The 26,142-nt window shown below is 40.7% G+C and carries 20 protein-coding genes, 5 tRNA genes and 3 pseudogenes; 7 read left to right on the top strand and 21 right to left on the bottom strand.

Annotated elements, in window-relative coordinates; translation table 11 throughout:
* Nucleotides 1–35: 35 nt before the first annotated feature.
* From uvrY to IEW93_RS13360, 5 genes are all read right to left on the bottom strand, one after another.
* Nucleotides 36–680 carry a UvrY/SirA/GacA family response regulator transcription factor gene (gene uvrY / locus IEW93_RS13340; RefSeq protein WP_188739814.1) on the bottom strand — a complete coding sequence of 215 codons (645 nt, stop codon included), beginning with the start codon at nt 678–680 and terminating at the stop codon, nt 36–38.
* A 260-nt stretch (nt 681–940) separates the two neighbouring features.
* Nucleotides 941–1,360 (bottom strand): secondary thiamine-phosphate synthase enzyme YjbQ, encoded by a 420-nt coding sequence (locus IEW93_RS13345; protein ID WP_188739815.1) that lies wholly within the window; start codon nt 1,358–1,360, stop codon nt 941–943.
* A 381-nt stretch (nt 1,361–1,741) separates the two neighbouring features.
* Nucleotides 1,742–2,398 carry an SCO family protein gene (locus tag IEW93_RS13350; protein ID WP_188739816.1) on the bottom strand — a complete coding sequence of 219 codons (657 nt, stop codon included), beginning with the start codon at nt 2,396–2,398 and terminating at the stop codon, nt 1,742–1,744.
* Complete coding sequence (locus IEW93_RS13355) at nt 2,373–2,918, bottom strand: toxin-antitoxin system YwqK family antitoxin (RefSeq protein WP_188739817.1); 546 nt, start codon at nt 2,916–2,918, stop codon at nt 2,373–2,375. The genes IEW93_RS13350 and IEW93_RS13355 overlap by 26 nt, the downstream gene beginning before the upstream one ends.
* Before the next feature lie 19 nt (nt 2,919–2,937).
* Entirely contained in the window at nt 2,938–3,771 is an 834-nt protein-coding gene (locus IEW93_RS13360; protein ID WP_188739818.1) for a YHYH protein, read from the bottom strand.
* 297 nt (nt 3,772–4,068) lie between these two features.
* On the opposite strand from IEW93_RS13360, the gene IEW93_RS13365 reads away from it, so the two are divergent.
* Nucleotides 4,069–5,535, top strand: a complete 1,467-nt coding sequence (locus IEW93_RS13365; protein WP_188739819.1) for a DASS family sodium-coupled anion symporter — start codon at nt 4,069–4,071, stop codon at nt 5,533–5,535.
* Nucleotides 5,536–6,811: 1,276 nt separating this feature from the next.
* Here the strand turns inward: IEW93_RS13365 and IEW93_RS13370 are convergent.
* From IEW93_RS13370 to IEW93_RS13410, 9 genes and pseudogenes are all read right to left on the bottom strand, one after another.
* Nucleotides 6,812–7,399, bottom strand: a complete 588-nt coding sequence (locus IEW93_RS13370) for a hypothetical protein (RefSeq protein WP_188739820.1) — start codon at nt 7,397–7,399, stop codon at nt 6,812–6,814.
* 201 nt (nt 7,400–7,600) lie between these two features.
* Nucleotides 7,601–7,963 carry a hypothetical protein gene (locus IEW93_RS13375; protein ID WP_188739821.1) on the bottom strand — a complete coding sequence of 121 codons (363 nt, stop codon included), beginning with the start codon at nt 7,961–7,963 and terminating at the stop codon, nt 7,601–7,603.
* Between the two features lie 150 nt (nt 7,964–8,113).
* Nucleotides 8,114–8,461, bottom strand: a pseudogene (locus IEW93_RS13380) (transposase); the annotation flags it as partial.
* Between the two features lie 287 nt (nt 8,462–8,748).
* Nucleotides 8,749–9,063: pseudogene (locus IEW93_RS13385) on the bottom strand (integrase core domain-containing protein); the annotation flags it as partial.
* Nucleotides 9,064–9,337: 274 nt separating this feature from the next.
* Nucleotides 9,338–10,315 (bottom strand): transposase, encoded by a 978-nt coding sequence (locus tag IEW93_RS13390; RefSeq protein WP_188739822.1) that lies wholly within the window; start codon nt 10,313–10,315, stop codon nt 9,338–9,340.
* A 90-nt stretch (nt 10,316–10,405) separates the two neighbouring features.
* Nucleotides 10,406–10,870, bottom strand: a pseudogene (locus IEW93_RS13395) (transposase); the annotation flags it as partial.
* A 251-nt stretch (nt 10,871–11,121) separates the two neighbouring features.
* Nucleotides 11,122–11,433 (bottom strand): hypothetical protein, encoded by a 312-nt coding sequence (locus IEW93_RS13400; protein WP_188739823.1) that lies wholly within the window; start codon nt 11,431–11,433, stop codon nt 11,122–11,124.
* A 1,323-nt stretch (nt 11,434–12,756) separates the two neighbouring features.
* Nucleotides 12,757–14,076, bottom strand: coding sequence for a tyrosine-type recombinase/integrase (locus IEW93_RS13405; RefSeq protein ID WP_188739824.1), 1,320 nt, complete (start codon nt 14,074–14,076; stop codon nt 12,757–12,759).
* Nucleotides 14,077–14,163: 87 nt separating this feature from the next.
* A tRNA-Ser gene (locus tag IEW93_RS13410) sits at nt 14,164–14,253 on the bottom strand.
* Between the two features lie 258 nt (nt 14,254–14,511).
* Between IEW93_RS13410 and IEW93_RS13415 the strand changes: the two genes are divergently transcribed.
* Both IEW93_RS13415 and fabA read left to right on the top strand, forming a co-directional pair.
* Nucleotides 14,512–16,251, top strand: coding sequence for an AAA family ATPase (locus tag IEW93_RS13415; RefSeq protein WP_188739834.1), 1,740 nt, complete (start codon nt 14,512–14,514; stop codon nt 16,249–16,251).
* 75 nt (nt 16,252–16,326) lie between these two features.
* A complete protein-coding gene (gene fabA, locus IEW93_RS13420) occupies nt 16,327–16,842 on the top strand; it encodes a bifunctional 3-hydroxydecanoyl-ACP dehydratase/trans-2-decenoyl-ACP isomerase (RefSeq protein ID WP_188739825.1) in 516 nt (171 codons plus the stop codon).
* Nucleotides 16,843–16,901: 59 nt separating this feature from the next.
* On the opposite strand, the gene rmf is transcribed toward fabA, so the two are convergent.
* The 5 genes from rmf to rlmKL all read right to left on the bottom strand — a co-directional run bounded on the left by rmf (nt 16,902) and on the right by rlmKL (nt 23,476).
* On the bottom strand, nt 16,902–17,078 hold the full coding sequence (rmf, locus tag IEW93_RS13425) for a ribosome modulation factor (protein WP_188739826.1): 177 nt from the start codon (nt 17,076–17,078) through the stop codon (nt 16,902–16,904).
* Between the two features lie 203 nt (nt 17,079–17,281).
* Nucleotides 17,282–19,174 (bottom strand): DUF3466 family protein, encoded by a 1,893-nt coding sequence (locus tag IEW93_RS13430; protein WP_188739827.1) that lies wholly within the window; start codon nt 19,172–19,174, stop codon nt 17,282–17,284.
* Nucleotides 19,175–19,199: 25 nt separating this feature from the next.
* Nucleotides 19,200–21,116 carry an ABC transporter ATP-binding protein gene (locus IEW93_RS13435; protein ID WP_188739828.1) on the bottom strand — a complete coding sequence of 639 codons (1,917 nt, stop codon included), beginning with the start codon at nt 21,114–21,116 and terminating at the stop codon, nt 19,200–19,202.
* A gap of 1 nt (nt 21,117) precedes the next feature.
* Nucleotides 21,118–21,351: a glutaredoxin family protein gene (locus IEW93_RS13440; protein WP_188739829.1), complete on the bottom strand. Its 234-nt coding sequence runs from the start codon at nt 21,349–21,351 to the stop codon at nt 21,118–21,120.
* Nucleotides 21,341–23,476, bottom strand: coding sequence for a bifunctional 23S rRNA (guanine(2069)-N(7))-methyltransferase RlmK/23S rRNA (guanine(2445)-N(2))-methyltransferase RlmL (rlmKL, locus tag IEW93_RS13445; RefSeq protein WP_188739830.1), 2,136 nt, complete (start codon nt 23,474–23,476; stop codon nt 21,341–21,343). The genes IEW93_RS13440 and rlmKL overlap by 11 nt, the downstream gene beginning before the upstream one ends.
* A 289-nt stretch (nt 23,477–23,765) precedes the next feature.
* Here rlmKL and IEW93_RS13450 point away from each other — a divergent pair.
* The 4 genes from IEW93_RS13450 (at nt 23,766) to IEW93_RS13465 (ending at nt 24,544) form a co-directional block, all read left to right on the top strand.
* A tRNA-Met gene (locus IEW93_RS13450) sits at nt 23,766–23,841 on the top strand.
* Nucleotides 23,842–23,885: 44 nt separating this feature from the next.
* Nucleotides 23,886–23,961 (top strand) — tRNA-Met (locus IEW93_RS13455).
* A 184-nt stretch (nt 23,962–24,145) separates the two neighbouring features.
* A tRNA-Met gene (locus IEW93_RS13460) sits at nt 24,146–24,221 on the top strand.
* Nucleotides 24,222–24,449: 228 nt separating this feature from the next.
* Nucleotides 24,450–24,544 (top strand) — tRNA-OTHER (locus IEW93_RS13465).
* 262 nt (nt 24,545–24,806) lie between these two features.
* On the opposite strand, the gene IEW93_RS13470 is transcribed toward IEW93_RS13465, so the two are convergent.
* Both IEW93_RS13470 and IEW93_RS13475 read right to left on the bottom strand, forming a co-directional pair.
* Nucleotides 24,807–25,502 carry an alpha/beta fold hydrolase gene (locus IEW93_RS13470; protein WP_188739831.1) on the bottom strand — a complete coding sequence of 232 codons (696 nt, stop codon included), beginning with the start codon at nt 25,500–25,502 and terminating at the stop codon, nt 24,807–24,809.
* Between the two features lie 16 nt (nt 25,503–25,518).
* Nucleotides 25,519–25,893: a rhodanese-like domain-containing protein gene (locus IEW93_RS13475; RefSeq protein WP_188739832.1), complete on the bottom strand. Its 375-nt coding sequence runs from the start codon at nt 25,891–25,893 to the stop codon at nt 25,519–25,521.
* Nucleotides 25,894–26,142 lie beyond the last annotated feature (249 nt).

Consider the following 26,142-nt stretch of genomic DNA (forward strand, 5'->3'; position numbering starts at 1 on the left):
TAAAACTGCTTAAGCGTTACGCGGGTTATACCCAACTAAAATGAACCTGTGTCGAGCATTTTGTAACGAATAGCCAAACGGGTCAACTCAACATCGCCACCAATCCCTAATTTAGCAAATAAGCGATAGCGATAACTATTAACGGTTTTTGGACTTAAATTGAGTTTTTCAGAAATATCGTTAACTTTTTCGCCGTTGGTAATCATTAACATTATCTGCAATTCGCGCTCTGACAAACTGCTAAATGGGTTTTCGTCTGAGTGATTAAACTGACTCAGTGCCATTTGTTGGGCAATCTCAGGCGACAAATAGCGCTGACCACGTGCGACTTGAGTTATTGCACGTAGCACTTCTGGCGAGGTTGAACCTTTGGTTAAATAGCCCGAAGCACCGGCTTGCATAACCTTAGTCGGAAACGGATCTTCTGTCTGTACTGTTAATACAATGATTTTAGCTTCGGGTTGATAACGTAATATTTTACGGGTTGCTTCTAAGCCCCCCATACCCGGCATATTCATGTCCATTAAAATTACATCAGCTTCATTCTGTCGAGACCACTGAACGGCGGTTTCACCGTCGGGCGCTTCGCCAACAACTTTAATGCCTCGTTCGTCTTCCAGAATACGACGGATCCCTGTTCTTACCAGTTCATGATCGTCAACTAAATATACAGATATCACGTTAACCCACCTATTATTATGCGTTATTTTTTAAATTCTTTAGGGCCGTTTTATATACAAAACATTTGTATGCTAGCAACAGGCAAAGTAAGCCCAATAAAACTGCATACTTTAAGCGTTTCAGTAAGCTAACTGAATTTAGCATCTTTACATTTACTTACACAAGCAAAGTCAGCCACCAACGTGAGGGCTGCATACAAAACAAGCAAATATGTTATCCAAGCCCCATTGAGTATGGATAAACAATTAACATATTTATACTACTCGCCCTGTATTGTAACAATGATTGTTCGCGAAGATGCATGATCGCGATGTTCACATAAATACAATCCTTGCCAGGTGCCTAAATTCAAGCGCCCAGCCGTAATAGGTATGGTTTGGCTTACACCAATCAAGGTCGACTTTATGTGCGCTGGCATGTCATCTGGGCCTTCATAAGTGTGCTTATAATAAGGTGCACCTTCTGGGGCAAGCACATTGAAATGACGATCCATGTCACCTCGCACAGTTGGATCTGCATTTTCGTTAAGGGTTAATGAAGCTGAGGTATGTTGAATAAATACATGCAATAACCCAACATTAATCTCTTTTAACTCTGGTAATTGCAATATCACTTCGTCAGTAATTAAATGAAAACCACGTTTTTTAGAAGCAAGTGAAATTGTTTTTTGCATCCACATAAATAAACCTATTCAATAAAATACACCAGCGATTAACAGTGATGGCAATGAGGTAGTAAACAACACCCGAAAAAGTGGCACACCTTAACATAGACAGTGCAAACCATTTCCGTCCACAGCAGCAATAGAGCATACACCCTAGTGATGACTATCGATACTATTTAGACCGTCATTTACCATCGCGCAGGCCTTGAAAAATGCATAATTTGACATGCTTGAGTACATATTATGAAGATTAAGCGTTTGGGTAAACAGATTGCCCACAACTCAGAAAAGGATAAAGATTAAAGGATAAATTGTATATTTTTCAATTGGATAACACAAAAATGCAAGCCGTTTTTATAATTGATGTTATACAAAAACGGCTTTAATACTGCAGTTTTATTCAGCCATTAATTGCTTTATGTCAATAATAAGGTTGGCAACAGAGGTGTTATTTAACCCATTATAGATCCCTCTAATATGCCTGTTTTTATCCACTAACACTAAGTTTTCTGTGTGTAAAAAATCTTCGTTACTCACATATTCCCCTAAATCTTCATTGGCAAAATAGGCGTTTCTAGCCAGCGAATAAATGTGGTCGCGCTCCCCAGTGACTAAGCGCCATTTAGCTGCATTGATGTTATTTTTTTTGGCGTATTGCTGGAGAACCTCAACCGTATCATTTCCAGGTTGAATAGAATGAGACACAATCATTACATCGGCATCGTCCATAAATTCACTTTGCACTTTAGACAGCTGCGATTTCATGCGAGGGCATATACCTGGGCAACGTGTAAAGAAAAAACTCGCCACATAAATTTTATCTTTTACCGTGTCTTGAGTGACCATTTCACCCTGCTGATCAATAAATTGAAACGCCGGAATTTGATGAAAACCGACCAATTCAGGGCTGCCCGGTTTAAACCAATGTGGCGTAAATTCAGCGCTACCGTAATAAGGTAATGCCCCCATAGTGGGTTCGCCACTAGGCTCGGCTTGCACAAAACCGCTAAGCAAAGCCACAGATAAACTAATTAGACTCAACCACTTCTTCATCTTCTAATTCCACACACATATTTGAACGTTTAAGGCCAAACACTCGGCCGTTAATATACTGATAGTTACTAAATAACTTGCCATTTCGTCGCCAGGCTTGTTGTAATCCTACTTCTTGGCCATCAACATAATTCATTTTTTTAAACAGCTCCCCCGTTGCATACCATTGTAACGAGGTGCCATTAACCTTGCCCTGACGATACACCGACTCCGAACGCATATTGCCATTACTCCACCAGCTTTGCGTTTTACCCTCAAGCACTCCTGCAACATACCGAGAGTCAAACGCTAAGGTGCCGTTTTCAAACCATTGAGTTAAAAAGCCGTCACGCAGTCCGTGCTCAAAATGTTCTAATTTAGCCCGTTGACCGTTGGGATAATAAGTTACTGCATCACCAGTAAAAGGCTTGTTTTGATACATTCTTAAACCGGTTGAATGTGAAATGCTGATGTTTTCACTAGCTACAGCTTTATTTTCAGATTCAAAAAACGAAATAAAGACCGCGGTAAACACCAACATAACACAAACCAATGCAAGCCTAACGGATAGCACTGGCGCTTCCTTGGTAATCACCTGGGAATAAAATATAGTATGACCCTAAGTAGAGCTCATTTTGGATGTGATAATGGTATTCAGCTTCTTGTGCAAATTGGGTAATCGACGTATGACCACCAGAAGCATCTAAATCTGTTGGATAAGTCCCCGTTGAATTACACATTCTGCCATACAAGAAAAAACCATCCGCAATCACGCCAACTAAGTTTGAGTCATCATCTGAAAAAGAAATGGGTTCTAAATGATAATGATAGCTTTGAGGCCCTGTGTGCGCGCCATTAAAATCAAGACTTGTAGCAGCATCATCTAATGGCACCCCTGGCCCTTCTTCATCGTTATAAATCACGGAGCCACTGACTGCAATACCAATTGCCCCAAGTCCAGTTGCCGATGTAGATGTTGCTTTAGTTGGGCTATTGTCGACAGTTAATGTGTAGGTTCCAACAAAATCATCAATGTTGCCCGGCGCCATTTGTGCATATGATGTGACAGTAGGCTCAACATGTAACTCATGGCCTGACGACCAATATGGCGAAGTATGGTTAGGTAATCCATTAGTCTCAATCACGACTTTGCTACCGCTTAGCACAACATTAACGTTATCTTGATCAAATTCATAATATGCAGGATGTAAAATCCCGCTGCCTGAGTCTTCAGAACCATCATCGGTATCAGTACTTGTATCAGTAGCGGTATCGCTTGTACTGGTCGCATCTATTGACTCATTACTGTCTTCAGAACCACCACATCCTGTTAACCCTAAAGTTAGAGCTAACGTAATGGCCAATGCTGTCGAGCTTAAAGGTGAAGAATTCATGGTATTTCTCATTGCTGTAAACATAAGGCAAAGCTTAACAAGCAAATGTGCAGAAATTACGCAGAAACCATGAATAAGCAGCAGGTTTGTATACATCAATGTTAAAAACGTTAAACACTATTCTCATCGCTTTTTTCGGCAAAAATATCGCAATGTCAACAATGAGAATAACTTCACAATTTTAATTATCACAAAGTCTTAGTATCAAGAAACAGCTCACGTTTGTTGCAAAAAAGAGCTGATAACAAACACATTTCTCGTCGCTTAAGGTGCACCCTGACACCTAAGGAAGCCGCCATGAAAAGTACTGATATTCGTGTTATTCCCGGCATTATTTCTATTGCAATAATTTTACTTCTTTGGTTTATCGTCGAGCCTCCGCAAGGGGTGTCAGCCCATGCCTGGCATCTACTGGCTTTATTTGTCGGTACTGTTGTTGCCATTATTGGCAAAGCAATGCCGATTGGGGCTATTGCTGTGCTTGCCATTACGCTTGTTGCGTTAACAGGAGTAACCAATGACAAGCCATCAGATGCGATTAAAGATGCATTAAGCGGGTTTTCAAATTCGCTCATTTGGCTAATAGGTATTGCTATTATTATCTCGCGCGGATTAGCCAAAACAGGTCTAGGTAATCGTATTGGTTATTACTTTATTGCTTTATTTGGCCGAAAAACCATAGGTATTGGCTACGCATTAGCGTTATCAGAGCTCGTTATCGCCCCTGTCACCCCAAGCAATACAGCAAGAGGGGGCGGGATTATTCACCCGATAATGAAATCCATAGCCAACAGCTTTGGCTCATCACCAGAAGAGGGTACATCGCGAAAAATAGGTCACTATCTTGCGTTAGTGAACTACCACACAAATCCTATCACCTCGGCGATGTTTATTACGGCGACGGCACCTAACCCATTAATCGTTAAATTAATTGCAGATGCCACTGGTGCAGATATTAGTATTACCTGGGGAACATGGGCACTAGCAGCCTTATTACCAGGTCTGTTATGTATTGCACTGATGCCACTGATTATCTATGCAGTTTACCCTCCCGAAATTAAACGCACTCCAGATGCCAGCACTTATGCAAAAGATAAATTAGCCGACATGGGGCCAATGTCATTTTCAGAAAAAATCATGATAGGTGTATTTGGCTTATTGTTGATTTTATGGGCAGGCGTGCCCGCCATGGTATTTGGCCGAGACTTTGCCGTTGATACCACTGCTGTTGCCTTCTTAGGATTATCAATTTTATTAATTAGCGGCGTATTAAGCTGGGAAGATGTGCTAAAAGAAAAAGCTGCATGGGACACTGTCGTGTGGTTTTCCGCATTGGTGATGATGGCAACCTTTTTAAATAAACTCGGTTTAGTCGCTTGGTTTTCTGGCGTGGTTGAAAGCAACATTGCTCAATTTGGCGTTGGTTGGATGGTGTCGGTCATTATCTTAGTGGTGATTTACTTCTATGCACACTATTTTTTTGCCAGCACTACTGCACATATTACCGCCATGTTTGCAGCATTTTTCGCTGCTGGTATCGCATTAGGTGCACCACCATTATACCTAGGCCTTCTACTTGCGGGCGCATCTTCCTTAATGATGTCACTCACCCACTATGCTACTGGCACCTCACCCATTATTTTTGGATCGGGCTATGTCTCAATGGAAAACTGGTGGCTAATGGGCTTAATAATGAGCGTGGTTAATTTAACTGTTTGGGGCGTAGTTGGTGGGCTTTGGTGGAAGGTACTTGGCTTTTGGTAAATAAGATCAAAACAGAATCGGGCCAAGCAAAGCAAAAGTATCCCTTGGTTCGAATGTGACAAATACAAAAAACCTCGACATTTATGATCAGGACTTATAGATAAATATGCTGAAGAGATAGCTTTCTTGTATTAAAGAGGAACCCGTGGGTTCAAAATCCTATCTTTCGCCCAATAAAAGGCCTTATCAATTTCTGATGAGGCTTTCTAGTTGAATATTGAGGAGGGATAGTTTGCTTGTAATAAAGGAGGAACCATTGGGTTCAAAGTCCTATCTTTCGCTAAAATAAAAGGCCTTAGATTTGTCGATTTGGCATTTGATTTGAAATCTTGCAAAGGGATAGCATGTTTGTAATAAAGAGAACCCGTGGGTTCAAAGTCCTATCTTTCGCTAAAATAAAAGGCCTTAGATTTGTCGATTTGGCATTTGATTTGAAATCTTGCAAAGGGATAGCATGTTTGTAATAAAGAGAACCCGTGGGTTCAAAGTCCTATCTTTCGCCAAAATAAAAGGCCTTAAATTTGTCAATTGGCATTTGGCATTTGGTCTTAAATCTTGAGGAGGGATAGCTTGCTTGTAATAAAGAGGAACCCGTGGGTTCAAAGTCCTATCTTTCGCCCAAATAAAAAGGCCCGCTAAACATAGCGGGCCTTTTTATTGAATGTGGCGGAGGGATAGGGATTTGAACCCAAACTCTCGAATTAAATAGTTAAAATAGTCGTTTAAATTCATTTGGTTGCAGAGTTTTATATCTTCAAGTTCTGCAATTGCTAACTAAGATTGACTTTATTCCTGAAGTTAAAAAAAGTCAATAATTATGAACTAATTTCATTTGGGGCACAGCTTGGCTGTAAAGCCCGCCTCTTTATAAACATCAGGGCAGTACAGCCGCTTCTAGCAGTAAATAAGTCGCATCAAAAGCAACGATAAGAGTGAGAATGTAGTACAGAAAACTAAGGCCAAAAAGCCTTCGGTGAGCAGAGTATTATCTTGACTCACCGGGAGCATCCACATATGGCCATATAATTTCCACCACGGATAAACTGCCTAATCGCTTTAGGGCCTGCATTACCGCCAGCACCTTTGCCTACACTACCGTATCGATATTGACTGCCGTAATCGCCTTTAACAAGGATATTACCTGCGGCGTCATAGTCGTAGTTATTATGAAATCATTATGGGTGTTATAATTATTTTTTATGAAGATTGCTAGTAATGCTGAAGTCGGTGCGAAGCTGTGATGATAGAGTTGTCAACTCCATCATCACATGTAGAGTTAACCCAAAGATTCGATAAACTTATGCAGCTTATTTTCATCCTTACCAGCTAGATAAATGGCAACAATAGTTATAATCACACCCAAATCATTCAACTCCTCTTTGTTTGATTTGAGCCAATCGACTTCCCTTTCATCAGAGCCAATTGATGCCTTAGCTAGGTATTGAAACAATTGCGCCAATATAAAATTTGCTACAAGCTCACTTTGCCCACAAAAGACCACTCCAAAAATGTCAGGTGCATACAATGCCATATTTGAAACGAGTCCGCTTACATACTCACTATTCAAATCATCAAGTACAAGGGCTTCAACATTAAACTCAGAGTTAGTTCTTGATACCGACTTTTCAATTAAGCCAATCAACCTACCATCTAATTGATTCTGCAATTCAACAGCTTTCTCTTTGGGAAACACCTTCCCACTCAAAAAAATTGGGTTACCTACCATGTTAAACTGAATTTCTTGAGGTAGATTTCCAAGTACGCATGACTCTAGCATTCTATTATCGATTTCTTGCTCTTGAGCCACTAAAAAAGGGCTACACAAAACAAGAAAAGGCATTGTGATTTTGAATAAGCTTTTCATAATTATTACCTATTATTTCCAAGATGTTGAAAGGTTAGAACCCGAAACATCTTTTCCTGAAAAGTTTTTGTATGGCGGGAAATAACCTGCCCCACCAATCCAAAAGAATGCCACCCATTTCTTGAACATTCGGCGTCATAGTCGCGGTTATTATCTGAATTAGGGAATAAGCTTTCAATTTATAACAAACCACAACTTAATTTAGGGAGTGAAAAATATAACTAGTTGACAACTTATAATGATACCAATCACCGAAGCAATAAACATAGAAAGGTTAATTATTTTTCCTTTAGATAATTTTACTTTCTCTATATCATCATATATTGAAAATTTTCGAGTCAAAAATAAATCTGCACACCATCCCAATAGTGGGATAAATATAACGACGTAAGCGATATCGGACAAAGCTAGAATCGAAAATAATATAGCTATTGGAGACAAAATAGCGGATAAAGATACGATTAAATCCATTCGTACAAAAAAGATAGTCCCTCGCCCCCAAGATCTTAATTTTTTCGCATAGCTAAGAGCTAAATATAACTTTAATAATTCAATAACGTTCACATCAGAACCCTTAATGACGTGGATACAACGACCATGGATTAATATTGTACGGTAGCACAACCTTGCAATGTACCATCATCAGTCGAACAATAACCACTACAACAAAAATGCCACCCATTTTTTGTACAACGACCATCGAACAAAAATGACTTAAGCGCACAGCCAGCGCTGACAATTTGCCGCGCCTTGTCGTCGTTTTCGGTCTAAATGCTCACAGTATTCAGTTAAGGCAGGTAACGCTCCGACTGCACCTTTAAATAATGCACCAAACTCTGTAGTGATTTTAAGCCAATTCTCTGCGGGGATGTTTAGCCTATTCAGTATGTCCTGACTGCTTGAGCTAATTGCGCCACGCTTATCTTCTCGAATAATCCGACCGGTATCTTCAACCAGTACAATGTAGTCTTTCACGCTGAACATGAGCCCGTTAGGCATATTAAGTCGCTCATTACCCACAAACGGTAATAGTTCTGTTGGTTGCTCGCCTTTCATCGCTGAATCGGAAAAAACGAAGCCACCCATAATTTACAAAAGTAACTTAACTCTTTTTCATGGCTTTGGCGAGGGTTACGATTGAAGTGATCAACTCATCAATTTTTATCGATATAGCTAAAATATTATCGTTAAATAAGTGATTTATGGTCATCTAATAAATTCAACACAGCAGAAAACCTTGATAGCTATCAAGTGTTAGAAAAATTGAAAATTGATTGGGGATGATGACTTAAGCTGTACTAGCTCAGACTTGATCTGACAGTTACCCATTTTTAATGGTGCCTGTCAGTTTAGATTTGAGCTAAATTTTTCTCAGCCCAAATTCGTTTCCCATCAAGCAATGTTTCAAGCGGAGTTCTTCCGCAACACATTTTGCCTTGATGAGTTCGATCATTGTTGTAGTAATTCATCCATTCGTCTAGATCTTTTTGCAGCACCTCTAAATTGTCATATAACTTTTTGCGGAAAGTGACTTGATAGAACTCATTTAAAATTGTCTTATGAAATCGCTCACAAATGCCATTGGTCTGAGGTGACATTGCCTTTGTTTTTGTATGATCGATATCATTAATTGCCAGATATAACTGGTAATCATGATGCTCAACATCGAACAAAAATGCCACCCATTTCTAGAACAAATAACATAACTCGTTTTCACGAACAAAAATGCCACCCATTTCTAGAACAAATAACATAACTCGTTTTCATGGCTTTGGCGAGGGTTATGATTGATGTACTCAACTCATCAATTTTTATCGATATAGCTAAAATATTATCGTTAAATAAGTGATTTATGGTCATCTAAGAAATTCAGCACAACAGAAAAACTTGATAGCTATCAAGTATTAGAAGAATTGAAATTTGATTGGGGATGATGACTTAAGCGCACAGCCAGCGCTGACAATTTGCCGCGCCTTGTCGTCGTTTTCGGTCTAAATGCTCACAGTATTCAGTTAAGGCAGGTAACGCTCCGACTGCACCTTTAAATAATGCACCAAACTCTGTAGTGATTTTAAGCCAATTCTCTGCGGGGATGTTTAGCCTATTCAGTATGTCCTGACTGCTTGAGCTAATTGCGCCACGCTTATCTTCTCGAATAATTCGACCGGTATCTTCAACTAGTACAATGTAATCTTTAACGCTGAACATGAGTCCGTTAGGCATATTGAGTCTTTCATTTCCCACAAACGGTAATAGCTCTGGTGGTTGCTCGCCTTTTATTGCTGAATTTATTCGGCGCTGAATACTGGTGTAATCTGAGGTTTCTGGAGTGGCGGCCATCTTGGCTCTGACTGGGTTTAAATCCACATAGGCCATACAGGCGAGTACTGCGGCTTCATCAAGTAATGCCTGGGATTTAAACCTGCCTTCCCAGAATCTGCCTGTGCACTTGTCTTCTTTGTTGGCCATTCTGGCGATGGGTTCACTGAGTGAACGCATAAACCAACTGATATCAATTAAGCGTTTACGGTATTCGGTAATGCATTCATTAACCGTTTGAAGTTCAAACTGGTTAAGGTCTTCCTCTTTAAGGTATTTGTGCGTGAGTAACGTACCTTTAAAGCCCTTGTGCCATTGAGTGAGCACTTCTTTATCTGACCACTGTTTTGCTTTATCAGCATCAACTTTTATAACCACATGTAAGTGATTACTCATCACGGCATAAGCACAAATATCAATAGCAAAAATGGTCGCTAACTCAAGAATACGTGAATTGACCCACTCACGCCGATGCTCAAAATTCTCACCTGTTGAGTTATCTATTCCACATAGAAATGCCTTACGCACCACACGAGAACAGCAGTGGTAGTAAGGCGTATCTTCTAAACTAACGATTGTTTGTCTTGGTTTGGCCATCTTTAATTACCGTTTGGAAAGGGTAAATAAAGCATAGTTGAGTGCTCAATATTTAGCCAGTTGGGGTGGGTGGCCATGTTATTAGTATTTATCTTCTTTGTTGGCCATTCTGGCGATGGGTTCACTGAGTGAACGCATAAACCAACTGATATCAATTAAGCGTTTACGGTATTCGGTAATGCATTCATTAACCGTTTGAAGTTCAAACTGGTTAAGGTCTTCCTCTTTAAGGTATTTGTGCGTGAGTAACGTACCTTTAAAGCCCTTGTGCCATTGAATGAGCACTTCTTTATCTGACCACTGTTTTGCTTTGTCAGCATCAACCTTTAACACCACATGTAAGTGATTACTCATCACGGCATAAGCACAGATATCAATAGCAAAGATGGTCGCTAATTCAAGAATGCGTGAATCAACCCACTCACGCCGATGCTCAAAATTCTCACCTGTTGAGTTATCTATTCCACATAGAAATGCCTTACGCACCACACGAGAACAGCAGTGGTAATAAGGTGTATCTTCTAGGCTAACAATTGTCTGTCTTGGTCTGGCCATCTTTAATTACCGTTTGTGAAAGGGTAAATAAAGCCTAGTTCAGCGCTCAATATTTAGTCAACAATCTTGGGTGTCTTAATTATTGGTTTGGTGTCTTAATTATTGGTTTCACGAGAGCAGCAGTGATAGTAAGGCGTATCTTCCAGGCTAACGATCGTCTGTCTTGGTCTGGCCATCTTCAAGTACCGTTTGTGAAAGGGTAAATAAAGCGTAGTTCAGCGCTCAATATTTAGTCAACAATCTTGGGTGTCTTAATTATTGACTAAATACTCTTCCAGTAGCTCTCGAGGCCAACCATAAACAGCAAGCTGCCCAGTCTCGATAGTTATTTGAGTTGTTACCTCAAAGTCCTGCTGTGATTCTTGCCTAAAGCTTTGCGATGGGGGAACGCAGATGATACGTGCTGTAATGTCACCCTCAGGACATAGAGCCACGATATTTCGCAAAGCATTAAATCGTTGCTCAACATGCAGGTCACTCCAATCTTCTGGAGCATCCGGATCTAACCCTGCATCGGCAATGTAAAACTGCCTATAGCTTGAATCTACGGTATATTTTTGCATTCTTTCACCGCATAACGCCCAACTTTGGGGCACAAATACGTAGGCTAAAATAAGGAGCGAAGCGACGGGAGCCTACGTGTTTGTGTCCCAGCGAACGCAGTGAGCGCCAACAGTTGTTTGTTAGCAGCCAATGCAACTCAAACCTTGTCGATCTTTAAAATTCCGTTTTCCTGTTTAGGCAGGAAAACAATAGTCACACACTGTCCGTTTTTGATAAAGGTGTTGTGATCCCGATTAGCAAAAAAGTATTGTTCAGTAGCGTAATCGTTATATTTGAATTTTACATCTGAAATAACGAACATTTCTTCCCTACTGTTACCTTGCAATATTTCATGGTCGGTTATACATCCTGATATGATCTGAGTCTGGTTGGTCAAAATAGAATTTTGGACGTTATGAACTCTCAAGCCGTTGAGAAGTGATGTGGTAAAGGCAACTAAAAATACGCTAAATGCAATGACTACGATGTATTTAGGTTTTAACTTAGTTAAAGTTGAGAGCGACTGTAGCAGAGTCGTGAATTTGAAAGTCGCGACAAGGATTGCGGCAGCGATTAACAAACCAATTGAATTGAAACTAGCGCTGATGGACTCCACGTTACTTAGGAAGTAGGTGCTACTTGAAGGTTCTAACATCGTACTAATATTGAATTCCTATACTTGGCTGCTAACAGCTTATTGAAGGGCTTGCGCAGTAAAGTCAGTCCCTTAACTTATTGATTAATAATATCCTACATTTGCTATCTTATTGAAGTAAAGCAATTAATTGTGCCTAACAGACAAAAACAAACCGAGGTTGCGCGTAAAGTAAGATATGCCTAGACGGTAATAAAAATTAAAGGCAATAAAATCAGATGATTATGATTTATCTACTTTTAAATACGATACAACTAAAGAACGATTTTCAATCAATTTTTATCATAAATTGTTGAAACACCATTATAACTGTACATAAATCAGTGCAGACCATATAGAAAATGGTGATGCTTCTTTTATCTTTAACGCTTTTGATTTTTCACATGCTTGCATGTGGCTGTTGGGGTTAAGGGGTACTCCCCTTGCCCGTAGCTCCTATCCGACCTTTTGGAACAAAAGTGGGATAGGAGCATACCGGGTTACGTACTGGTCCCACATAATTTTGGGCTGTTTTTTGCTTCGCACTCACTGACTGCGAGCCATTTTCAATACCATTATATTTCGCTCTCTGCTGTAGCGAAATAATTACAGCTTTGGCAGTGTTTGTGCCTCAACTGACACTGTTACAGTCAATCGAGACAGATTGTTAATTTAGGTTTAAAGTTTATTTATTAACCACACCCGATCATCAAATTTGATATTCAATTCTCTCAATATCCTTAAGCAATGCATCAACGTTTACATCTTTGCCGTAACGACTGAAAGTGATGTTGGGATTAGCGTGACCGACGATTTGAGCAACGATGTGCTCGCTGATATCCAGTTGCTTCATTTCATCGATAAACGTGTGTCTGAAGCCATATGACGTGGGACGCTGGTTAGCTTGCATGCCGATGTCAGTTTGAAGCTTGGCGAGCTGTTTGCAGTAGGTTTTTGACCAATCTTCAATGATGCCGACAGGTTTATAATGAAACAGCTGGGTATGAGTTGATTTTCTTTGCTCAACAAACGCAATAAAGCCTTGCTCAAGCAAGTATTTGTGAATGGGCACATGACGTTTGGCATTGATGTTCTTTAATCGTTGTGCATCACCACTGTCATCAACGCTAATGCAGTGTATGCCATCAATTAGCTTGATATCGGCTGGCTTGAGCTGGCAAGCTTCTGAAGGCCTTAAACCACCATAAAGCATTAATCGAGTGACCCATTTGAAATCGGTTGTTGAAGCCTCGAATGATGAGCTGCGAAGTAGTCGTTTAAGTTCAATATGCGTCCAGCGATCTCTAGATTGATTCGGTTTAGCTTTTGGCTTTTGACCAACTGTGACACTTTCAAATGGATTACTGGTGCAGTAATTCATTAATTGGCACCACTTAAAGAACTGAAATATGGCAGCTAAGTACTCTTTATTGCTTTTGTAGCTTCGGCCTTGAGTTAGTAAAGCATCTCGATAGGTCATCGCATCTGCGCTGGTTATATCATGCACGCATTTGCTCTCAGCTTTGAGTGTAGATTTTGATGATACGGTATCAATAAAATGCCGAGTACGTTGTTCAAGCTGCTTGATAGATAGTGGCCTAATGGCCGATTTCTGTTTTGAAATAATAAATGCGCTTAATGCTTCATTTAACGCTAAGACAGGCATTACTTGAGCCACAGTGGTGCTTTCACGATGCTCTGACAACTTAGTGTCTCTGATTGGGATGAAATGAGGTTTCGGCGTGATGTTGAACGTAATATCAGAATCATCAGCATCAAACTGAGCTCTAAGATTGTTAATGACCTCATCGACGTAGCGAATAAAGTCGTTAATACGGGTTTTATGGTCAATAGACTTGATGATTTTTTTGAGTGTTCCGGCAACCTCAATGTTGCGGATAACCGCTTCTGCTCTGTCACGAGTCAGTAAGGAGACTTTTACGTCAAAGGGAAAGCCCTTGTCGCGTAAATATTTGGCTAAACAGATACGTGTGAAGTATACGTTGTTGGGTGCTCGATAAAGATACATTGTCTGAGTCAATCCTTATGGAGAGCCCCTCAAACGCCAAAAACAAAAAAAGCCGTTGATAATCAACGGCTTTTCTCGTATTTAATGTGGCGGAGGGATAGGGATTTGAACCCTAGAACGGGGTAAACCGTTGCCGGTTTTCAAGACCGGTGCATTCGACCACTCTGCCATCCCTCCGAACGGCGTGAATAATATAAGTAACTCGTTTACTTGTAAACCTTAAATTTAAAAAAATTATCTAAATGTATAGCATTTAATCGCCCTGTTTCAATTTTGTACATGCGCATCATCAGCACGTGACTTTGATAAACCCAAATCTCGACTAATACAGAGACTACATAATTTTATAACCGCGTAAATGTCCTGAGGTTTTTGTAATGCTTTATGCTAATATCGAAAGAATATTTTTTGTTGTCATGGCCCAATTATCACTCTATGAACCCAACGCTATTGCCTAGTGCCAAACTTGCCCCTCAATATCATTTACCTGAAACTGCGCCTACGGCTTTTTTTCCAAGTCATTTATTGCTTGGTCAAGAACGTGCCGTTGATGCATTTAAATTAATGACCAAAATCGATTCGCAACATTTGTATTTGGGTGATTTCCCTGGTGTAGACAGGCCCTTATTTATTAACGCATTAGTGTCTCAGGCTGACACGCCTTCTAATAACTACTTAGTGGCGGCAAAAAAGTTGTCAGATGATGCTGAGATACAGTTTAAGTGGCAGGCGTCGTTGCCCCCGCAACATGTCGGTATTGTTGCTAAACAAGAGTCACTGTCATGTTATTTGCAGGGAACACTTCGTCGGGCCGATTTATTGGGCCGAATGGTTAAGACGGATAAGAGCAGCATTTATAAACCTGGGGCTTTAGCATCAAATCATATGGTGTTCATTTGCTTGGAGTCTATTTGGCAACGTGAAAACCTTTGGGATTTGTTGATGCAAATCCTTCATGACGGATACTACCGTATCAACAATGAGTTAGCGCCTATTCCTGTCAATTGTAAGATTATTTTGATTGGTTCAGGAATGGCATACAGCCAACTTCGCCAAGAAGATCGCCGCTTTAACCAGCACTTTCCATTACTTGCTGAAATGAGTAACGAAGTGGACTTAACCCAATACCCAGAATCGGCTTATGTACAATGGCTGAGCGTATTAGCTAAAGATGCGGGTGCTGAATTGGAACCATCGAGCTTATTACCATTATTTTGGTTTAGCTCTCGCCTTGTTGAGCACCAACAGCGGTTAAGTTTAAGCATGCTTGATATTAAGCAGCTGTTAGCCCAAGCCAAAGCGTATGCGGGTAAATCATCATTAAATGCATCCGCGATTGCTAAAGCACTCGAAAAACTCAAGTTTCGCCATAATAGTTCTGAAATTTATTCGGCTCAAAGTTTCGATGACAATTTCATAAATCTGCCAACTAAAGGTGCTATGGTTGGCCAAATTAATGGCCTTACCGTGATTGATACTGGTGATTACACCTATGGCGAACCTGCACGGATCACAACCTCAGTACATTATGGTGACGGCGAAGTCGCCGACATTGAAAGAAAATCTGAGCTTGGTGGTAATATTCATGCTAAAGGCATGATGATTTTGTCGGCCTGTTTATATCGTATTTTCGGACGTGATGCCCCGCTTCACCTTAATGCCAATATTGTTTTTGAGCAGTCATACCAAGAAATCGACGGTGACAGTGCATCATTAGCAGAGTATTGCTGCTTAATGTCGGCCATTGCTGAGCAGCCTATTGTGCAAAGCCTAGCCGTAACAGGTGCGTTAGACCAGTTTGGTAACGTACAAGCTATTGGTGGCGTGAATGAAAAAATTGAAGGTTTTTATACTTTATGCCATCGCCGTGGACTCACGGGGGAGCAAGGTGTCATCATTCCTAAAGCTAATGTGTTGCAACTCAATTTACAACCTGCAGTTATTGATGCGGTAAATAAGGGGTTATTTCATATTCATGCGATTGAACATATGGACCAAGCGGTTGAAATTTTAATGCAAATGCCGGCAGGTGTGGCAAATGAAGACAATGACTTTGCGGAAGAAACCCTATATGGTTTAGTACAACAACGTTTAGATAAGTTGGCTGGCCAAGATGATGAGGAAGTGGAGCTTAGCTTTATTGCTAAAATGTTAGCTAAGTTACGGATTATATAGTGATCGGAGTTGTTTAGCTTACACGTGTTCGCTATCTTGTTGCGATTAATAGTTAAAAGAGTGGTAGAGAAATAAATGGAAAAAGCTAACAGTTTCACTAAAGAACAACTTATCGCCTGTGGTAACGGTAATCTTTTAGGTCCTAATAGACCACGTTTACCTGTCGATAATATGTTAATGATTGACCGTATTATTACCATCAATGAAGATGGTGGTGAATTTGGTAAAGGTGAAATTGTTGCCGAACTTGATATCACTCCAGACTTATGGTTTTTTGATTGTCACTTCAAAACCGATCCGGTAATGCCTGGTTGCTTAGGTTTAGATGCTATGTGGCAGCTAGTGGGTTTTTATTTGGGCTGGGAAGGCGCTGAAGGTAAAGGCCGAGCGCTTGGTGTAGGTGAAGTTAAATTTACTGGCCAGGTGCTACCAGATGCTAAAAAAGTAACCTACAAGTTGAACATTAAACGCAAGATCCATCGCAAATTAGTCCTGGGGATTGCCGATGCAACTATGGAAGTGGATGGCCGTCAGATTTATTCGGCTACCGATTTAAAAGTGGGTATTTTTAGCGATACCTCTACATTTTAATTGTTTTCATTGTACCTTTTTTAACAATGCCCTCTAACTTGAGGGCATTTTTTTGGCTATTATTTGTTGAATAAGCCACTGAGGCGACCATCAACGCCCTCTCGCCATCCGCCAAGCCATTGAGACCGTGAATCAAGATTAGAGTGAGGACAAACTTCCTTTGAGCGCCCTCCTATACCGGCCTGAAATCCTTTTGAAAAAGCTCTGTCTAAACGATCTCTTTTCTGTCTTTTCATGCATGCGTCCTCTCATTTGTAGGCTTCTGTTTGACGGGTTAAATCTGAAGCCGTAAATATAGAAATAGACGTTTTTTTAGCCAAGATCAATCAAAAAAATGACCATTTTATGGATTTTTTATTAAGGTATTGAGAATTAAATCAAAAAAAATCGAGGAAATATTCCTCGATTTTTGTTCTAGGCTGTTGGTACAAATCTTAAGTTATTTTTTAACTCTACGACGAAGCCACAATAATGGTAAAGCAAATAACCAGCCAAAACTTGCCGCACCTAGACGCTCATAGTCAGTGTCTTCTACCGCATCAGATGTATCACATGCTTCACCAGCTGTAGGTTTCAAAACCACCATACGCGGTAGATAAGATGTAACCGGATCGCCATTGCCATCTAATTCAAACAAAGGTAATCCATTTTCACCAATAATTAACTCGCCATCTGTATCGTATTGGTATTCTGGTTTAAGAATAAACCCTGTGCCAACAATGGTGCCATCTTCGTTAATGCTGTTTGCTTCAACGACTGAGATCTCAGTATTGTAAGTTAATATCTCACCGGTTCCGTCTTGCACACTCACAGTATGACGAACCCAATTACCATCGGTATCTCTTTCGTAACCTTTTGACTCACATGTCAATTGATCGTTTAGGTTTACAAACTCTGAGGTGGTCATGTCATATAAAAAGCCCACTTTAGGACGTGGCTTTTCTTTGTCGTATGTAGATTCGATGTAACCCACGACCTGACCTTTATTGTTAATGTCTTTTGGTTTACTGCTTAGATCAGATAGTGAGGTTTGAAAGTCATTAGGAGTAGTAATGCCTTCTTCTGGGTTATTGGTGTCAAAAGTAAAGAACTTGCTCCGCAAATAGCCACTGATGTATTTACTGTAACTACCAACTAGAATACCTGAATCGTTGATGTCATAAGCAATAGAATAGTAAACGTCATCGTCCATCGTAACCCAGTTATACTGGTAATCACCATTGGCGTCTTTTATCCAGTATGCAGCATCAAAGTATAAATCGTCGTCATCACCGTTACGGTAAACGTGTGAGCGGCCTGCAACATCACCGTTTGAGTTAATCCCTAAACCTTGAGCTGTATAAATAAGCGTTGAATCTTCATCTGGGGTTAGCCCTAACTCCAGTTCTGTGCGCTCTGGTAAACCGTCTTCATCTAAGTTATTAAGATCCCATACAAAAGCACGAGTTTGATATTGAATGTACCGAGTACCGTTATCATCTGGGTATTGCCATCCTTGCACACAAATATCGGTTGGGATCGGGTTATCTTCATCTGTATCTTCAGCATCTTCTATGCATTTATCAATACGGGTTACGCTAGATGACGCCAGAGCAGTACTGCCGTAACCCACAACTAAGTCGTTTTCATTGACTTTAGCAGCAACTGACCATCCGCCTACTTCAACGGTAGCCGCATCGACATCTGCAGTTTGCTCACGCTCGTACGTGGTAAATGAAGGTAATAACGGATATTCCACGCCATTTTTAACCGCAATACCACGCATTTCAAATTCGCGATAATAGAAATATTCTTGAGTTGTACTCGTGCCTTCGTAATCGAGTGTTAACTCTTCACCTGTATAAGCACCTACTTTTACGCCATTATTGTTAAGGCCATAAAAAAAGGTATCGACATCATTGACGATTAACTCGTCGTCTGAATCCGTTTCAGTGCTGGCAGGGTCAAATGTATCAGCCATGCTAAAAAACTCTGGAACCCAAGAACCCACTGATGCATTGTCGCTTGCTATAAAAGTAAAGTTGTTCGCTTCTATTTCAGAGTAAACAGAATATGTGATGGATTCTGCTGCGGTAATACCATCTTCAATATCAATTACAGAGTCATCAACGTCATCAATTGTTAACTTGTTTTTACCTTTTGAAATACCAACAAGTTCATCTTCGTCGTTAACTGCCATGGCATAGCCATTTCGAGTGCCATCTAAGGTGCCGTTTAAATCGTAATCTTCAATATTAACAATTTCATACACAGACGCGGCTTGAGCCGAACCGATAACACTTAATACGCCAATCGCAACGAGTGACAGGGCTTTATCAAACTTTAACTTCATGTAACCATTCCTGTTTTATTATGCTTTACTTCAGTGACTCTAGTTCTTCCCAGCGTTGGAAGCACAGCTCTAAATTCTGTTCTTTCTCTGCTAATGTTTGCAGAGCCTTATTAACTGTATCCGCTGGTTGGCTGTAAAAATCAGCACTGCTCACGGTTTGTTGTAGTGTTTCAATCTCTTGTTCAAGCAACTCCATTTGACTTGGAAGCGCTTCTAACTCTTTTTGTAATTTATAAGAGAGCTTTTTAGCTGGCTTTTCTGGTGCTTTTACAGGCTTTGTTTCTACAACGGGTGTCGTTTGGACAACAGTTGTTGCAACTGGTTCCTCAGAATAAAATTTTGCTCCCTGAGAAATTGCATCTTGATAACCGCCTACGTATTCAGACCAATGGCCATTACCCGCAAACCACCAGCTACTGGTGACGGTATTATCAATAAATGCTCTGTCGTGGCTCACGATTAATAACGTACCTTCAAAATCAGTGAGCAGAGACTCTAACAACTCTAATGTCTCAATATCAAGATCGTTTGTTGGTTCGTCGAGAATAATGAGGTTTGCAGGGCGTAATAACAACCTTGCGAGCAATAAACGGTTCTTTTCTCCACCAGAGAGTGCTTTTACCGGAGTGCGAGCGCGCATAGGCGAAAATAAGAAATCTTGTAAGTAGCTTAAAATATGGCGATCTTGACCATTAATGGTGACTGTGCTTTTACCTTCGCCAACGTTTTCTTCGACTGTTTTTTCAGGATCTAGCGCTTCTCGGTACTGGTCAAAATAGGCGATTTCTAGCTTTGTGCCGACTTTAATTTCGCCAGATTGAGGTTGCAGTTTTTCTATCAATAACTTAATTAGTGTTGATTTACCACAGCCATTAGGCCCGATAAGTGCAATACGATCGCCGCGCATCACGGTAGTGCTAAAGTTTTTGACTAAATTTTTATCCGGTAAGTTGTAGTTTACGTCTTTTACATCAAAGACTAACTTACCTGAACGCTCTGTATCAGACACTGCCATTTTAGCATTGCCCTGGCGATTGAGCCGTTCACTACGCTCGACTCGTAATGCTTTTAACGCCCTTACTCGACCTTCGTTACGGGTGCGACGCGCTTTTACACCTTGACGGATCCAGGTTTCTTCTTCAGCTAGTTTTTTATCAAAATGGGCGTTTTTTTCAGCCTCAACACGAAGCCACTCTTGCTTACCGTCTAAATATGCTTGATAACTGCCAGGCCATGAGGTAACGACACCACGGTCTAGGTCGACAATGCGAGTGGCCATACGTTGAATAAAACCACGGTCATGGCTGACAAATACGATTGCGCCCTTAAAGCTAAGCAAAAACTGCTCCAGCCATTCAATGGTATCAATGTCTAGATGGTTAGTCGGCTCGTCGAGTAACAACAAATCAGGGTCTACAACCAATGCTCTGGCTAAGGCTACTTTACGCTGCCACCCACCAGAAAGCTCGCTTAATGGTTTGTCAGGATCCAGTCCAAGTAATTGACAATTTTGAATAATACGTGAATCAAGCTGCCAACCATTATTATGATCTAGCACCTCTTGGATCCGCTGCATTTCATTGAGCATACGCTCCATATCATCAGGGTTAGCTTCTGCTACGTCATGTGATAATTGATGATACTTCTCTAATGCTTCACCTATGTCTTTTAAAGCTGCAGCAATATAAGCATATACCGAGCCTGTTTCTGCTTTAGGTGGATCTTGCTGTAAACGGCTCACATTCACATCATTGGCAATGTTGAATTCGCCATCATCAAGCAATACATCACCTGATAACACTTTCATTAAGCTTGATTTACCCGCGCCGTTGCGTCCAACAATACAGACGCGCTCGCCTGGCTCAATGGTAAAATCTGCATTTTGCAATAAAGGAGTGTAACCGTAGGCTAACGAGCCATTATTTATCCGAACCAGACTCAATCTAAACTCCTATAAACTCTTGTAATTGTTGGCTATCAAAAGGCCAAAATAATTCACGTTGCCCCTGTATTAGCACTGGAATACTTATACCATAACGCTCAGCTAAGGCGTCATCGTCGCAAATGTCAACGTGTTGAAAATGAATACCTGTATGCTTAACAAGTGCCAAAGCAATATCACACAGATGGCAACCCTCTGTGTGATACAAGATGTAAGGCTCAACATTATTTGGCATGGGTGAGCAACCAAACATTATGAATATGCGGGTTGCGCTTATAATCTAACGGCAAACATAAATGGTCGATGTTAGTCACATCAATCCCTGCTTGATTAAGGGCGTCGATGTCCATTTTGAACTTACGTTTGTTGTTAGAAAATACAAGCTCACCATTTGGGGCAAGTAACTTAATTAAACCAGACAACATTTCGGCGTGGTCGCGCTGTACATCCCAACTGTCTTCCATACGTTTTGAGTTTGAAAACGTTGGTGGATCGATAAAAATCAAATCAAACTGTTGGTGACTGTTGTCTTTTATCCACTGTAAACAATCAGCCTGAATAAAGTCATACTTAGCACCAGACAAACCGTTCAAAGCAAAGTTCTCTTTTGCCCAATTTATGTAAGTGTTTGACATATCTATAGTAGTAACTGACTTTGCGCCACCAATTGCTGCATGTACAGACGCTGAGCCGGTATAAGCAAATAAGTTAAGTACACGTTTGCCTTTAGATTTATCGCCTACGAGTTTTCGCGTTACGCGGTGATCTAAGAACAAGCCGGTGTCTAAATAACCGGTTAAGTTAAGCTTAAACTTTGCACCGTATTCTTCGGTGATGACTTCTACTTTGCGTTCATCGAGTTTTTGATACTGACTTGTGCCTTTTTGACGCTCACGGGTTTTAAGCGTAACGCGATCAGGGTGAATACCTAATGCACCTGGCAATGCCAATAACACATCGCTGATCCGACGTTTTGTAACGGCTTCAGGGATGGTAGCGGGTGCTGAATATTCTTGAATAACCACATAATCAACGTACTTATCAATGGCTACGTTATATTCTGGCAAGTCGGCATCATACAAACGATAGCTGTCGATACGCTCTTTTTTAGCCCATTTTTCGAGTTGCTTGAGGTTCTTTTTGATACGGTTAACAAATGCTGGCGCGATGTCAGCAATATCAACCCCATCAGGTAAAACGACGGCTTCACGACGGGTGCTTTTGGCATGTAAGGTATAAATGTTAAATGCACATTCAAGGGCGCCGTTAAACATTTTCATTTGCTTGTCGGCTTTAAGTTTTAGCGACGACAATAATTCAATGTCGCTGCACAGCATGGCAATTTTCCAACCGCCAAACTCTTTTTTAAACTTGTCACCTAATTGGTAATAAAGCTGTAAAAGCTCAGTGACATTACCTAAACGCTCACCGTATGGCGGGTTTGAAATTAAAAAGCCTTCGCTCACAGGCGGTGAAACATCTAATGCATCAGAAACGCTAAACTCAATGAGATCTGCCACACCTGCATTTTCAGCATTGCGCTTAGCAATTGAGACGAGGTGCGCTTCAATATCTGATCCATAAAACTTAATTTTGCAGCGTGTTTTACCTAAGGTTGCACGAGCTTGAGCTTCTGCTAATACATTCTGCCACATGGCTTTATTGTGGCTTTGCCAATTCTCGAAACCAAACTTTTCACGTTTTAAGCCAGGCGCAATGTCGGCAGCCATTAATGCCGCTTCAATTAACACTGTGCCGCTACCACAAAATGGATCTAGGATAGTGGTTTGATCAGCTTGCCAGCCACTTCGCACTAGCATGTTTGCTGCTAAATTTTCTTTTAGTGGTGCTTCGCCAGTAGTTGAGCGATAACCACGTTGATGTAAAGATGCACCAGAAAAATTCATCGAAATGGTTAGTTGACCATTACGAAAGTGCGCATCAATTTTAAAGTCAGGGTTTACCCGTTCAACATCAGGGCGGCTTGAACCGTCATCACGAAAACGATCGACCACCGCATCTTTAATTTTTAGCGCACCAAACTGAGTATTGTTGATAAACCCACCGGTACCGTGAAAGTCGATACTAAAGGTTTTTTTATGTGAAAAGTGCGACGGCCAATCGATGCAATATGCTGCGTTATAAAGTTGCTCGGCAGATTCACAAGCTCCTTTATAAATCACTAAGACGATACGGCTCGCTAAGCGGGTCCAGAGGGTGATCCGATATGCCAGTTCAAGCGGTGCAGAAAAGTACACACCGGCAACGCTTTCTTTAACATCGGTAGCGCCAAAATCTTTCAATTCAGAGGCTAGGCTATATTCAAAACCCTTAGGGGCTGCAGCAAAAAAATTAAACATGTATTAGTCAGTCATCGTTACACAAAATTCAGTGCAGCATTATACCTGTTCAAACACATATCCCCAACGACTTATCGAACTGGGCCTATAAATTCTCCAATTTGAACCTTTAATGTTCAATATTCGCAATTTAAACCGAGTAGCGATTAATTAATCGGCAAACAAATAAGTTTAATTCGATTTTGCTTGCAAACATAAATAGGGATCGCTATAGTTCGCCCCGCTTTGAGGCAGACAGCAATCACACCAACAGGTATGAAGCTTAACTCTTAAAGCAGCGTTTACCGGACGCGGGATGGAGCAGTTGGTAGCTCGTCGGGCTCATAACCCGAAGGTCGTAGGTTCAAGTCCTGCTCCCGCAACCAATTCTTAGTTAATAGAATTAAAACAATTAGCAGCGTTTATCGGACGCGGGATGGAGCAGTTGGTAGCTCGTCGGGCTCATAACCCGAAGGTCGTAGGTTCAAGTCCTGCTCCCGCAACCAATTCTTTGTTAATAGAATTAAAACAATTAACAGCGTTTATCGGACGCGGAACAGAACAATTGATAGCTCGCCGGGCTCAGCTTTTTATTAACAAGAGTCGAAGGTCGTCGCTTTTTATCAAGTCCTGCTCCCGCAACCACTTTCTTGTTTAACAAGAATAAAGATAAACAAAATCAAAATCAGTCGCGGGATGGAGCAGTTGGTAGCTCGTCGGGCTCATAACCCGAAGGTCGTAGGTTCAAGTCCTGCTCCCGCAACCATTTTGACAATTCAATATTTTTAACTCTTCATATTCATTCCAAATTACTTACTAAAATTTCAGTGTAACCTTACTGTGCACAAAGTAATTGGTAGTTTGTCGTGCTCAGATTTTTATAAACTACTCTTTTTTATAAGCAAACGCTGAAGGTCGTCGCTTTTTATCAAGTCCTGCTCCCGCAACCAATTCTTGTTTAACAAGAATAAAGATAAACAAAATCAAAATCAGTCGCGGGATGGAGCAGTTGATAGCTCGCCGGGCTCAGCTTTTTATAAACAATCGTCGAAGGTCGTAGATTTTTATCAAGTCCTGCTCCCGCAACCATTTTGAAACCTCAAATATCCAATATCCAATTGCTTATACCCTCTATTAAATATAAATACTCCAATATTATCAGATAAATACCAAATCAATTGACAGCGCGTCGTGCTCAGCTTTTTATAAACTACTCTTTATTATAAGCAAACGCTGAAGGTCGTCGCTTTTTATCAAGCCCTGTTCCCGCAACCACTTTCTCTGTTCAGAAAACAAGCTTAGCGCATACAATCTAGCTAAATGAATAAACACAACATATGTCTGACCATGTTTAATCAAGTGTGTTAAGAAAAGTTTCGATGCATTGATTTACACTATCGGGTTGTTCAGCAAACACCATATGGCTGCCCTTCTCTATTATGGCGATTTGCGCATTGGGGATTTGCTGCTGTAAAAATGTGGCATATTTTATCGGTGTCATTTGATCTGCATCGCCCACAATAATTAACGTCGGCACATCAATTTTCGGCAGTTGCTCGATAACGTCAAATTTATCGCAAATGGTGAAATCAGTCAGCATGACGCTAACACCATTATTGATAATTGAATTGTTAATTTGTGTTTGTAATGGCTCGGCAATATTTTGATTTGCCGCCAGTAAATAATCTGGGAACGGCTGTTTTAACTCAACAAGCTCAGACAGTGATTGTAACAGTTGAGGCATTACTTTGAGCCGAGCTCCCGCGCCAATGAGCACTAACGCCTTTAATCGTATCTTTGCCTTTGCTGAGATAGCGAACTGTAATGCTACTGCACTGCCAAGAGAATGCCCAACTAACACCACGTCGAACAACTGATGCTGGGTAATGTAGTCTGCTAACCATTGCACTAATTCATCAGCACTTGCCAATGCTTGCCCATCTGGATGACCGGGGTAATCAACCGCAATGCTATGTTCAAAAAACTGTTGCTGGAGCTGCCAAACAACATGCGTACAACCAGAACCATGCAAAAAGAGTAACGTCATAATAATGAACCTTTTTCTATTTATTTGAGGTTGATAATGTCGGCAGTTTCGCTTTCCACCAACTCAACATGCCACCTTTGAGTTGATACACCTCTTTAAATCCAGACAGCTTTAGTTTTCTAACGGCTGGAATACTTCGGTGGGCAGAGAGACAAATGACAATGGTGAGATGATCTTTATTTAGCTGCAGTTGCTTAACTGAATCTGCAAAATAATGAGTAATTGGAAGGTTAATCGCCCCTTTGATATGAGATTTATCCCACTCCAACGCAGTGCGCACATCGACTATTTGAATATTATTATCTTCAAGATGCTGAAAAACACTTTTAGCATCCATTTCTGGCACGTCACCGAATGGTAACCATTGGGATAACCGGCTGAGAAATGACATTAGCAGTTCCTTAAAATAATAAGAGCTTAGCTTAAACTACATTATGTCCAGTCCTTTATTCAATCGATTAAAGTTTGATACCTGCATAACGTCGGATCAGAACAATTATTCATTCAGTCAGCGTAAGCGGTAAATAAACCCCACATACTCAATCATAAAAATAGTTGTCATAGTACCTCACCAATTTAAGGAGGCACTATGTCATCACAAGAAAAACACCAGTATTGGTCTTCATTAATCGAGCAGCAA

The sequence above is a fragment of the Shewanella inventionis genome, assembly GCF_014641855.1.
Classification (GTDB): Bacteria; Pseudomonadota; Gammaproteobacteria; order Enterobacterales; family Shewanellaceae; genus Shewanella; species Shewanella inventionis.

What these genes read in the sequence shown, in the direction of transcription:
- IEW93_RS13345 (WP_188739815.1), bottom strand. Translation starts at nt 1,360, where the DNA reads ATGTGGATGCAAAAAACAATTTCACTTGCTTCTAAAAAACGTGGTTTT.
- IEW93_RS13350 (WP_188739816.1), bottom strand. Translation starts at nt 2,398, where the DNA reads ATGAAGAAGTGGTTGAGTCTAATTAGTTTATCTGTGGCTTTGCTTAGC.
- IEW93_RS13355 (WP_188739817.1), bottom strand. Translation starts at nt 2,918, where the DNA reads ATGTTGGTGTTTACCGCGGTCTTTATTTCGTTTTTTGAATCTGAAAAT.
- IEW93_RS13360 (WP_188739818.1), bottom strand. Translation starts at nt 3,771, where the DNA reads ATGAATTCTTCACCTTTAAGCTCGACAGCATTGGCCATTACGTTAGCT.
- IEW93_RS13365 (WP_188739819.1), top strand. Translation starts at nt 4,069, where the DNA reads ATGAAAAGTACTGATATTCGTGTTATTCCCGGCATTATTTCTATTGCA.
- IEW93_RS13370 (WP_188739820.1), bottom strand. Translation starts at nt 7,399, where the DNA reads ATGAAAAGCTTATTCAAAATCACAATGCCTTTTCTTGTTTTGTGTAGC.
- IEW93_RS13390 (WP_188739822.1), bottom strand. Translation starts at nt 10,315, where the DNA reads ATGGCCAAACCAAGACAAACAATCGTTAGTTTAGAAGATACGCCTTAC.
- IEW93_RS13400 (WP_188739823.1), bottom strand. Translation starts at nt 11,433, where the DNA reads ATGCAAAAATATACCGTAGATTCAAGCTATAGGCAGTTTTACATTGCC.
- IEW93_RS13405 (WP_188739824.1), bottom strand. Translation starts at nt 14,076, where the DNA reads ATGTATCTTTATCGAGCACCCAACAACGTATACTTCACACGTATCTGT.
- IEW93_RS13415 (WP_188739834.1), top strand. Translation starts at nt 14,512, where the DNA reads ATGAACCCAACGCTATTGCCTAGTGCCAAACTTGCCCCTCAATATCAT.
- fabA (WP_188739825.1), top strand. Translation starts at nt 16,327, where the DNA reads ATGGAAAAAGCTAACAGTTTCACTAAAGAACAACTTATCGCCTGTGGT.
- rmf (WP_188739826.1), bottom strand. Translation starts at nt 17,078, where the DNA reads ATGAAAAGACAGAAAAGAGATCGTTTAGACAGAGCTTTTTCAAAAGGA.
- IEW93_RS13430 (WP_188739827.1), bottom strand. Translation starts at nt 19,174, where the DNA reads ATGAAGTTAAAGTTTGATAAAGCCCTGTCACTCGTTGCGATTGGCGTA.
- IEW93_RS13440 (WP_188739829.1), bottom strand. Translation starts at nt 21,351, where the DNA reads ATGCCAAATAATGTTGAGCCTTACATCTTGTATCACACAGAGGGTTGC.
- rlmKL (WP_188739830.1), bottom strand. Translation starts at nt 23,476, where the DNA reads ATGTTTAATTTTTTTGCTGCAGCCCCTAAGGGTTTTGAATATAGCCTA.
- IEW93_RS13470 (WP_188739831.1), bottom strand. Translation starts at nt 25,502, where the DNA reads ATGACGTTACTCTTTTTGCATGGTTCTGGTTGTACGCATGTTGTTTGG.
- IEW93_RS13475 (WP_188739832.1), bottom strand. Translation starts at nt 25,893, where the DNA reads ATGTCATTTCTCAGCCGGTTATCCCAATGGTTACCATTCGGTGACGTG.